Origin of the sequence: Devosia sp. (assembly GCF_017307565.1) — a bacterium.
GTDB lineage: Bacteria > Pseudomonadota > Alphaproteobacteria > Rhizobiales > Devosiaceae > Devosia.
In genome coordinates this window covers 1-9,056 of the sequence record NZ_JAFKHD010000204.1, presented here as the reverse complement: position 1 = coordinate 9,056, position 9,056 = coordinate 1, and the positions used below count along the sequence as shown (strand labels likewise).

Here is a 9,056-nt window from a genome sequence, read left to right as displayed (position 1 = left end):
CCGTCGTCATTGCCGGGCTTGTCCCGGCAATCCATCTCGCCTCCGCATGGACCACCAGGACAAGCCCGGTGGTGACGACCACTTTTGAGCTAGCGCACGATCGGAAAGAGGCTCCTCAACCGGGGCTCTCTCAGCCATAGCGCCACCCACGCGAGCGTCCCGAGATAGAGGCTGAACAGCGTGTGGCTGAAGAGCGGATTATCGACCCGCAGATTTGCCGCCAATGCCGCACCAAGCAGTCCCGTCATCAGTACCGCACCCAGCAACGCCGTGCGTGGAATGATGTAGAGCACCGCGACTACGACCTCGATGATCCCGATCAGCAAGAGATACTTTGCCGGCCAGCCCACCACTTCCATGGGCTCGAGCGCCAGTGGCGAATTCATGAGTTTCGGTGCCGCTGAAGCACCCAGAAGAAAGAGCGTCACCAATGCGCTCAATACCCAACCAGTCCTGATCATCTTGCCCTGCCTTTTGTGGACCCTGCATGGCCCGTTCACTCTCACGACGAAGAGGAGTCGCAAAATTCGACAGGCGCGAGAAAATTAGTCCCGATCCTGCCGTACCATACCGCGAGCGCTGATCGTAAAGAGGTCTGCATCAGCTGTGCGCAGCATACGCCGGGCAAACGTCTCGGGGCGATTAAACAGGTCGTCATGCATGGCGATCCGCTCATGCGGTGCCGGTCATCTATAGCAACGATGCAAAAGTCGACGAAAAACCTCCACCGGGCCATTGGAAGGGCTCGAACTTCCCGCTACAAATTTCATTGAAATCGATTTCGGTGGCGCCCTGCGCGCTGCCAGACGAGGCCGGCGGGAAGCCGGCAGGAGGATGACTTGACTATCGCCAGCTTCAATTCCGCACTCGATCTCAGCGGCGCCTATGGGTTGACCGCGCCGTCGCGCAATATCACGACGGCCATCAGCCTGCCGGGCGATGTCCACGGCGCATTGCTGGCCGCCGACCTGATCCCTGACCCCTATTTCGGTGAAAACGAAAAGCTGGTGATGTGGGTCAACGAGACCGCCTGGAATGTCGAGCGCCGCTTTGACGCCTCGGCCGACGATATCGATGGCTACCTGACGCTGACCCTGTCGGAAGTCGACTGCATTGCGACCATCCGGCTCAATGGCGAAGTCATCGCCCACACCGACAACAGCTTTGTGCGCCACGACATCGACGTTACCGGCAAGGTGCACCAGGGCGAAAACACGCTGCGCATCGAATTCGGCATTGCGCCTGATGTCGCCAAGGCACGCTCGGACGCGCACCCCTTCCCGATCCCTTTCACCTACAACTACCAGACCAATGGCTTGAAGGGCATCCACATGAACTTCATCCGCAAGGCGGCCTGCCATGCGGGTTGGGACTGGGGCATCTGCACCATGCCCGTCGGCGTCTATGGCACGATGAGCCTGCGCAAATCACGGCTCGCCCGCCAGGAGAGCGTCGAGGTTGAACAGAGCCACGGGGCTAATTCGGTCGAGCTGTCCATCAAGACCCGCGTCTTCGCCTTCGCCCATGGCGAGGTCGAGCTCGAACACAAGATCGACGGCCAGACCATCACCGACAAGGTGGCGGTCCAGAAGGGCGAAAACGTCTTCACCCACAACCTGACGATACAGAACCCAAAGATCTGGTGGCCAGCCGGGCAGGGAGCCCAGCCCCTTTATGAGCTGACCACCAACCTTGAAGGCGAAATCACGACGCGAAAAATCGGGTTGCGAAAACTCGAATGGATCATCGAAAAGGACGAGATCGACCACTCGTTCAAATGCCGCATCAATGGCCGCGACATCACCATGATGGGCGCCAACTGGATTCCAGCCGACGCCATTCCCTCGCGCGTCACCCCGGCGGTCATTCGCGACCTGCTGGAAAGCGCCAAGGCCGCCAATATGAACATGCTCCGCATCTGGGGCGGTGGTCAGTATGAGCCGGACTATTTCTATGACCTCTGCGACGAGCTCGGGATCCTGCTCTGGCACGATTTCATGTTCTCGTGCATGAGCTACCCGTCCGACCGTGAATTCCTCGCCTCGGTCGAAACCGAAATTACCCAGCAGGTGCGGCGCCTCAGCCACCATGCTTCCATCGCCCTCTGGTGCGGCGACAACGAAGTCATTGGTTCGCTCAACTGGTACCCGGAAACCCGGGCCGAAAAAGAGCGCTACATCGCCAATTACGACCGCCTCAACTCCATGCTGCACCGCATCGTCGAGGACGAAGACCCGGCCCGCCGCTTCTGGCCGTCGTCGCCCTCGCTCGGCTACATGGACTTTTCCGATGGCTGGCATTCCGACACCCGCGGCGACCTCCACTATTGGGACGTCTGGCACTCGGCCAAGAGCTTTGATGCCTATCGCAGCGTCAACCCGCGCTTTGCCTCCGAGTTTGGCTTCCAGTCATTCACCTCGATGAATGTCATCGAGACCTTCTCGGAAGAGAAAGACCGCAATCCGTCCTCGCCGGTCATGGAAAACCACCAGCGAAACAATGGCGGCAACGCCCGCATCATCGAGACGATGACGCGCTATTTCCGCTTCCCGCGCGATTTCGACCAGATGGTTTTCCTCTCCCAGATCCAGCAGGGCCTCGCCATCAAGACCGCCATCGAATACTGGCGCTCCACCAAGCCGCGCTGCATGGGTACGCTCTATTGGCAGATCAACGACATCTGGCCGGTGGCGAGCTGGTCGAGCCTTGACTACGGCGGCCAGTGGAAGCTGATGCATTACATGGCGCGCCGCTTCTACAACCTCGTAAACGTCGTCGCCGTGCCCGATGCGAGCAATACCGAGATCACCCTCAAGGCCGTCAACGACACCGGCCGGCCGGTCTCGATCGGCCTCGAAGTCCTCGCGGTTGGCGTGGGCGGTGCAACCCGCACGCTCTTCTCCGGCAATAGCGCCATCGGCGCCGACGCCGCGCTCGCGGTGACCGGGATCGCCGTGTCCGATCTGGCCGACGACGAATTCCTGTTCTTCGTCTGGAAGGATGCAGCCGGCAAGGTGCTGGGCGAGAACGACTATTTCCCAAAACCCTACAAGGCCTACGAACTGGTCCAGCCCACCATCTCCTCCTCCTGGTCGGAGCGCGAGGGTCAGGCCGTGCTGACGCTCGTGGCCGATAAGCCGGCCTTCTTCGCCACGGCCAGCGTCGATGTGCCCGGCTATTTCTCGGACAATGCCATCACCCTCTTGCCCGGCCGGCCCGTCGACCTGACCTTCATCCCGCGTCACGGCGGCAAGGCGTCCGTCGTCGAGCTCAACGGCTCGCTGAACGTGCGCAACCTGGCCGAAACCTTCTAGCTCTCACTTCCATACAAGGATTGACTTGTAGCCCTGCATCGATCATCGGTGCAGGGCGGCCTGTCGCCGCCTCTGGACTGCCCATGTCTTGTTTTTCCAATGTCCGGCGAATTCTCCGCCGCTGCCGGACACGGTAGGCCCCGCTGATGGCCGCCGCGGTCTCCCCAATCGAAAGTCGCGCGAACCTGGGCATCGGTCTCGTGCTGATGTCGCAAGTGGTGCTGCTGGTCCTCGACATTTCGGCCAAGTGGCTGTCGGTCGAAGGCATGGCGACAACGCAGATCGTCTTCATGCGCTATGGCATGCATCTGGCGCTGCTCTTGCTGCTGTTCCTTCCGGTCAGCGGCTTCGACGTGATGAAGAGCAACAACTGGAAGCTCGAAATCCTGCGCGGTACCTGCCTTCTGGCAACCACCGGGCTTAATTTCCTCGCCATGCGCTACCTGCCCCTTACGGTCACCAGCGCCATCCAGTTCACCTCGCCACTGATCATCTGCGCCATGTCCGGCCCGCTTCTGGGCGACAAGGTCGGCTGGCGCCGCTGGCTTGCCATCGGCGTGGGCTTTATCGGCATTCTCATCATCGTCCGCCCGGGCTCCGAGGCCTTTCAGCCCGCTGCGCTACTGAGCCTGGGCTGCGCCTTCTTCCTCGCGCTGTTCTCGATCCTCACGCGAAAGCTTGCCGGCGTCGACAGCGCCTCGACCCAGCAGTTCTTCGCTGGCGCTACCCCCGTCATCCTTCTCGCGCCTGTCGCCTTCACCGATTGGGCCTGGCCCGCCCAGCCCATTTCGTGGGTCGCCTTCTTCGTCATGGGCGCAGCAGGTCTTGGCGGGCACTATCTCAATTCGGTGGCGCACCGCTTTGCGGCTCCCGCCATTCTCGCCCCGTTCAGCTATCTCAGTCTGCTTTATCTCTCGATAGCGAGCTGGCTGATTTTCGACCAGCCGCCTGATCGTCTCTTCATCCTCGGCGCAACCATCATCGTCGCCAGCGGCCTCTATATCTGGCTGCGCGAGCGCAAGATTTCGAAGCCCGAGGTGACCCCGGTCAACGAACCGGCCTAGTGGACGATTTTCTCCTGCGGCGTTTCCGCAGGCGCCAGGCCATGCGTGATCAGCCGCGCGCTGCGCTGGCCGGTGAGATATATCCACAGCCAGCTCATGGCGACGAAAATGCGGTTCTTCACATCGACCAGGAAGTAGATGTGGGCCACGCCCCACACCCACCAGGCAAACCAGCCCCTGAGCGAGAGCCAACCGAAGTCGATCACCGCCGACTGCTTGCCGATCGTCGCAAGATCACCGTCGTGCCGATAAACGAAGGGCTTTTGCGTCGTATCGCCGGCCAGCCGCCGCAGCGCCGCGCGGGCCGCATGCACACCGGCCTGCTTTGCCGCGGGAGCGACGCCGGGCACCGGTTTTCCATCCGGCCGCGCAATGCTCGCCGTGTCGCCAACGACAAAAATCTCGGGATGTCCGGGCACCGACAGGTCCGGCTCAACCTTCACTCGACCCGAGCGATCCGCCTCGGCCCCAAGCCATTGCGCCGCCGGCGAAGCGGCGACCCCCGCCGCCCAGATCACGGTCTTGGTCGCGAGGCGCTTGTCGCCGAACGAAACACCGTCCTCGTCGATCTCTTTGACCATCTGCCCCAATTCAACCTCGACACCGAGGTCTTCGAGTGACTTCAGCGCATAGGCCGATAGCTCCGGCTTGAAGTTGAGTAGCACGCGGTCCGCGCCCTCGATGAGCACCACGCGCAAATCTTCCGGCGCAATCGTATGAAACTGCCCGGCAAGGCTCGCCCGCCCCAGTTCGCTGATCGCTCCGGCCATTTCGACACCCGTCGGCCCGGCCCCGATAATGGCGAAGGTCAGCAGCGCCCGCCGCTTTCGTGGATCGAATTCGCGGTCGGCCGCTTCGAAGGCCAGCAGCAGCTTCCGCCGGATCGCGGTTGCGTCCTCGAGCGTCTTTAGCCCTGGCGCAAATTCTTCCCACTGGTCATTGCCGAAATAGGCGTGCTGCGCCCCGGTCGCCACGATCAGGCTGTCATAGCGCTCCGGCGCACCATCCTCGATCAGCACCTGCCTGTTTGCCGTGTCGATGCCGGTGACCGTCGCCATGATCACCCGCGTATTGCGCTGCTTGCGCAGGATATGGCGGATCGGCCAGGCGATCTCCGATGGGCTGAGCGAGGCCGTCGCAACCTGATAGAGCAGGGGCTGGAAAAGGTGGTGGTTGCGCCGGTCGATCACGAGCACTTCGACATCGGCGCGCGCCAGGGCCTGCGCCGCCGCTATGCCGCCAAAGCCCCCGCCGATGATGACGATGCGGTGCTTGGGCGTTGCCATGTCGGCCTCCATGTCTGCGACCCAGACATGGGGTGCCGAGAGGCCTACGTCAATTCATTGGGACAAAAGACGAGGCTTTGGCCCGTTCGTACCAGCGGCGCGCATAGTCGGCAAAGCCGGGATGAGCCAGCGGCGCAATCGGCCGGTCATGCTGTTCATGCGCCGGCTGGCCGCCAAACAATAGGCTCGCGCCAAGACTGGTCCCGGTGCCATCGCCCGAGGCATGCACAGGGCGATCGGCCAACGTCGCCAGCGCGGCACCAAACAACGCATTGCGCGCCAGCGGCCCCTCGATGGTGATGCTCCGGCCCAACCCGCAAAGGTCGAGGCACTCGCGCGCCACGAGCGCGAGATAGAGCGAGGCGGCGGCAGTCCGCTCGCCATCCGTCAGCCCTTCGGCAGCAACCGTCCAGCGACCTCGACCGGCGGCAAATGGACCAACGCCCGGTGCAAACGTTGGCAGCGCCTGCACATCGCGCTCGATAACCGCTGCAATATCAACCTCGCTCGGGGTAACGATCGTCTGCACCAGCGTGTCGAACTCGCGGCCACCCATGAAGCGCGCCGTCGGCACCGGTCTGCCGAATGCGTCGACATTGGCGAGGCTATCCCGCGACTGATCGAGATTTGTCGTGTCCCCGCCCACCGTCATCGCGATGGCCCATGTGCCGGTGGAAAGGATGGTGAAGGGCGCCTCGTCGCGCCCCAGATGCGGCACCAGCGACGCGTTGGAATCGTGAATGCCGCAGGTAACCGGCGTGTCAGCCGCCAACCCCGTCAGCCCGGCGAGGCGCGGCAGGATCGGCCCCAGAACCGACGCTGCGGGCCGGATAGCAGGAAACAGCGCCCGCCAGCCCTGCGCATCGACCATGCTCGAAAAGTCGCTCTGTTCCGGCGCCCAGAGATCGCTGTGGCAGCCAAGCGAGGTCACTTCGCTCGCCAGCAGCCCGGTCAGCCGCCAGGCCCAATATTGAGGATAGGTCAGGATGCTGGTGACCCGCGAAAAATCCTCGGGAAAGGCCCGCGATTGCCAAAAGATCTGCGCGCCGAGATTGAGCCCGTTGGGCAGGCGCGGCGAGAGCGTTTCGGCAAAGGCAGGGCGCGCCCGGTCATAGGCCTCGTCGGAAGCCTGCGGACCATCATATTCATAGTCGAGCACAGGCAGCGCCAACTGGTCGCCCGCCATCAGCGCGGCAGTGGCCCCGTGGGTGGTGATGGAAATGCCATCGACCCCATGTTCGCGGTGCAATTCGCCCAGACTGTCGAGGATGAAGGTCCACAGCCCCTCGACGTCCGCATGCGGATAGGGCGCGTCATTGAGCACGCTATTGGGACGGCTGCGCACGCCAAGTTGGCTTTCGCTCGCCGCGTCGACCAGCACGACCTTGGCATTGGTTTTGCCGATATCGATCACGGCGATATGGCGGGGCAGGGCGTTGGTCATGGCGCGACACTCGGGCTTGGATGCCCGTCCCCCATAGCGGGAAATCAGGCATCGCGCCATAGCTGACATGTTAGTGCGCCACGCGGAACGTAACGCACTGGCAGGATGCCTATTTGATGATCAGCACCGGAAAATTGGCATGAGCCAGCACTTCCGCCGCCTGGCTGCCGAGCAGCAGTCGCCCGAGGCCGCGCCGGCCATGCGAGCCCATGACGACGAGGTCGGCCCCGGCATCGCGCGCGCTCTTGATGATGCCTTCGGCCGCCGGCATGTCCGTGACATGTCGCGTAGCAACGGTGAGGCCTGCGGCACGCGCAAGCTTGTCGGCATCGGCCAGAATGGCCTTGGCGGATTCGCTCTTGGCCGTGTCGAGGTCAGCCAGAATGCTGGAGGTGTCCACCATCATCATTTCCGCGCCGGGCGCGACGATGATGGAAGGCTCGGTGACGGTGATCACGGTCAGCTTGGCCCCGAGTTTCCCCGCCAGGGCGATGGCGTGGGTATAGGCCTTGGTGCTGAGGTCCGACCCGTCGATGGCGCAGACGATATTGGAGTACATGGCGATAATCCCCCGTTGGCTGTGGTGCCTGGACACTAGGATAACGCCGTCATCAACACTTTGATCCAGATCACGCGCGGCATTGCTCATGAACTCAGAAGGGGTTATTGCACCCCACTCCAAATGACCCAAGAAACCGCCGAAATGACCATCAAGGGGCGCGGCCCGCAGGTCTCTCTCGAGGCTGCCCGCCGCTTTTCCGTAGCGCCGATGATCGACTGGACCGACAGGCATTGCAGGTATCTGCACCGCCTGCTGACCAGTCGCGGTCTGCTGTTCACCGAAATGATCACCACTGGCGCCATCCTGCATGGCGATACTGAGCGGCATCTGCGTTTCGATCCGGTCGAGCAACCCGTGGCGCTGCAACTGGGCGGTTCCGACCCGGCCGACCTCGCTGCGGCCACCCGCCTTGGCGATACGTTCGGCTACGACGAGATCAATCTCAATGTCGGCTGTCCGTCCGATCGCGTGCAGTCCGGGAAATTTGGTGCATGCCTGATGGCCGAACCCGATCTCGTGGCCGATTGCGTTCGCGCCATGCGTTCGGCCACCGACAAGCCGGTGACCGTCAAATGCCGCATCGGCATTGACGAACAGGACATCGAGGAAAGCCTTGATCGCTTCGCCGACAAGATGGCCGAAGCCGGCGTCGCGGCGCTTTATGTTCACGCGCGAAAGGCCTGGCTCCAGGGGCTGAGCCCCAAGGAGAACCGCACCATTCCGCCGCTCAATTATCCGCGCGTCTATCGGCTGCGCCAGCGCCTGGCGCCGCTGCCGATGATGATCAATGGCGGCATCGAGACCTTCGAAGAAATCGACGAGCATCTTCGGCACATGGATGGCGTCATGCTCGGCCGCGCCGCCTATCACAATCCGATGATGCTGGCCGAAGTCGACCATCGTCTGTTCGGCGCCGAGCCGACCACCCTGACCCTGGCTGAAATCATGCAGGCCATGGCTGACTATGCCGAAGCCCAGTTGCAGACCGGCACGCGGCTCAACAACATTTCCCGCCACATGCTGGGTCTTGCCAACGGCCGCCCCGGCGCCCGCCAGTTCCGCCAGATCCTGAGCGTCGATGCCTGCAAACCCAAGGCCGGCCCAGAAGTGTTCCTCCACGCCCTCTCCGTCGTCGAAGAACGCGCCGAAGCCCTGGTGAGCTAAAACGCCCGACTAGACCTCGCCCCGAGCCCGTCCAAGGACGAGATCGGGGCCAAAACTCAGTCCTGCAGCTCCAGCGAGTTCTGCGTCACGCTATAGCGTCCGAGCGTCTCCAGAAACGTCATGCCCAGGAGGCTCGTTTCCAGCGCGCCGTCTTCGGCGACGAAAGCCGCAATATTCCGCCGTGAAATGGCCCCGACCTCGATATTCTTGAGCCGGGCCCGC

At 62.6% G+C, this 9,056-nt stretch carries 7 protein-coding genes and 1 pseudogene; 3 read left to right on the top strand and 5 right to left on the bottom strand.

Features of this window, described 5'->3' with window-relative positions:
* Positions 1-89: 89 nt before the first annotated feature.
* Positions 90-461 carry a DoxX family protein gene (locus J0I64_RS06460; protein ID WP_291406778.1) on the bottom strand — a complete coding sequence of 124 codons (372 nt, stop codon included), beginning with the start codon at positions 459-461 and terminating at the stop codon, positions 90-92.
* Between the two features lie 378 nt (positions 462-839).
* Between J0I64_RS06460 and J0I64_RS06455 the strand changes: the two genes are divergently transcribed.
* On the top strand, positions 840-3,314 hold the full coding sequence (locus J0I64_RS06455) for a glycoside hydrolase family 2 protein (RefSeq protein WP_291406777.1): 2,475 nt from the start codon (positions 840-842) through the stop codon (positions 3,312-3,314).
* A gap of 146 nt (positions 3,315-3,460) precedes the next feature.
* Positions 3,461-4,378 carry a DMT family transporter gene (locus tag J0I64_RS06450; protein WP_291406776.1) on the top strand — a complete coding sequence of 306 codons (918 nt, stop codon included), beginning with the start codon at positions 3,461-3,463 and terminating at the stop codon, positions 4,376-4,378.
* Here J0I64_RS06450 and J0I64_RS06445 read toward each other — a convergent pair.
* The 3 genes from J0I64_RS06445 to J0I64_RS06435 all read right to left on the bottom strand — a co-directional run bounded on the left by J0I64_RS06445 (position 4,375) and on the right by J0I64_RS06435 (position 7,667).
* A complete protein-coding gene (locus J0I64_RS06445; RefSeq protein ID WP_291406775.1) occupies positions 4,375-5,664 on the bottom strand; it encodes an NAD(P)/FAD-dependent oxidoreductase in 1,290 nt (429 codons plus the stop codon). The two genes, J0I64_RS06450 and J0I64_RS06445, sit on opposite strands and share 4 nt — an antisense overlap.
* Positions 5,665-5,713: 49 nt before the next feature.
* Positions 5,714-7,108, bottom strand: a complete 1,395-nt coding sequence (locus J0I64_RS06440; RefSeq protein WP_291406774.1) for an FGGY-family carbohydrate kinase — start codon at positions 7,106-7,108, stop codon at positions 5,714-5,716.
* A 109-nt stretch (positions 7,109-7,217) separates the two neighbouring features.
* Positions 7,218-7,667, bottom strand: coding sequence for a universal stress protein (locus J0I64_RS06435; RefSeq protein ID WP_291406773.1), 450 nt, complete (start codon positions 7,665-7,667; stop codon positions 7,218-7,220).
* A gap of 144 nt (positions 7,668-7,811) precedes the next feature.
* On the opposite strand from J0I64_RS06435, the gene dusA reads away from it, so the two are divergent.
* Entirely contained in the window at positions 7,812-8,834 is a 1,023-nt protein-coding gene (gene dusA / locus J0I64_RS06430; RefSeq protein WP_291406779.1) for a tRNA dihydrouridine(20/20a) synthase DusA, read from the top strand.
* Positions 8,835-8,890: 56 nt separating this feature from the next.
* Here the strand turns inward: dusA and J0I64_RS06425 are convergent.
* A pseudogene (locus J0I64_RS06425) lies at positions 8,891-9,056 on the bottom strand (TIGR02281 family clan AA aspartic protease); the annotation flags it as partial.

Coding starts and splice junctions, on each gene's coding strand:
- J0I64_RS06450 (WP_291406776.1), top strand. CDS start 3,461: ATGGCCGCCGCGGTCTCCCCAATCGAAAGTCGCGCGAACCTGGGCATC.
- J0I64_RS06445 (WP_291406775.1), bottom strand. CDS start 5,664: ATGGCAACGCCCAAGCACCGCATCGTCATCATCGGCGGGGGCTTTGGC.
- J0I64_RS06435 (WP_291406773.1), bottom strand. CDS start 7,667: ATGTACTCCAATATCGTCTGCGCCATCGACGGGTCGGACCTCAGCACC.
- J0I64_RS06460 (WP_291406778.1), bottom strand. CDS start 461: ATGATCAGGACTGGTTGGGTATTGAGCGCATTGGTGACGCTCTTTCTT.
- J0I64_RS06440 (WP_291406774.1), bottom strand. CDS start 7,108: ATGACCAACGCCCTGCCCCGCCATATCGCCGTGATCGATATCGGCAAA.
- dusA (WP_291406779.1), top strand. CDS start 7,812: ATGACCATCAAGGGGCGCGGCCCGCAGGTCTCTCTCGAGGCTGCCCGC.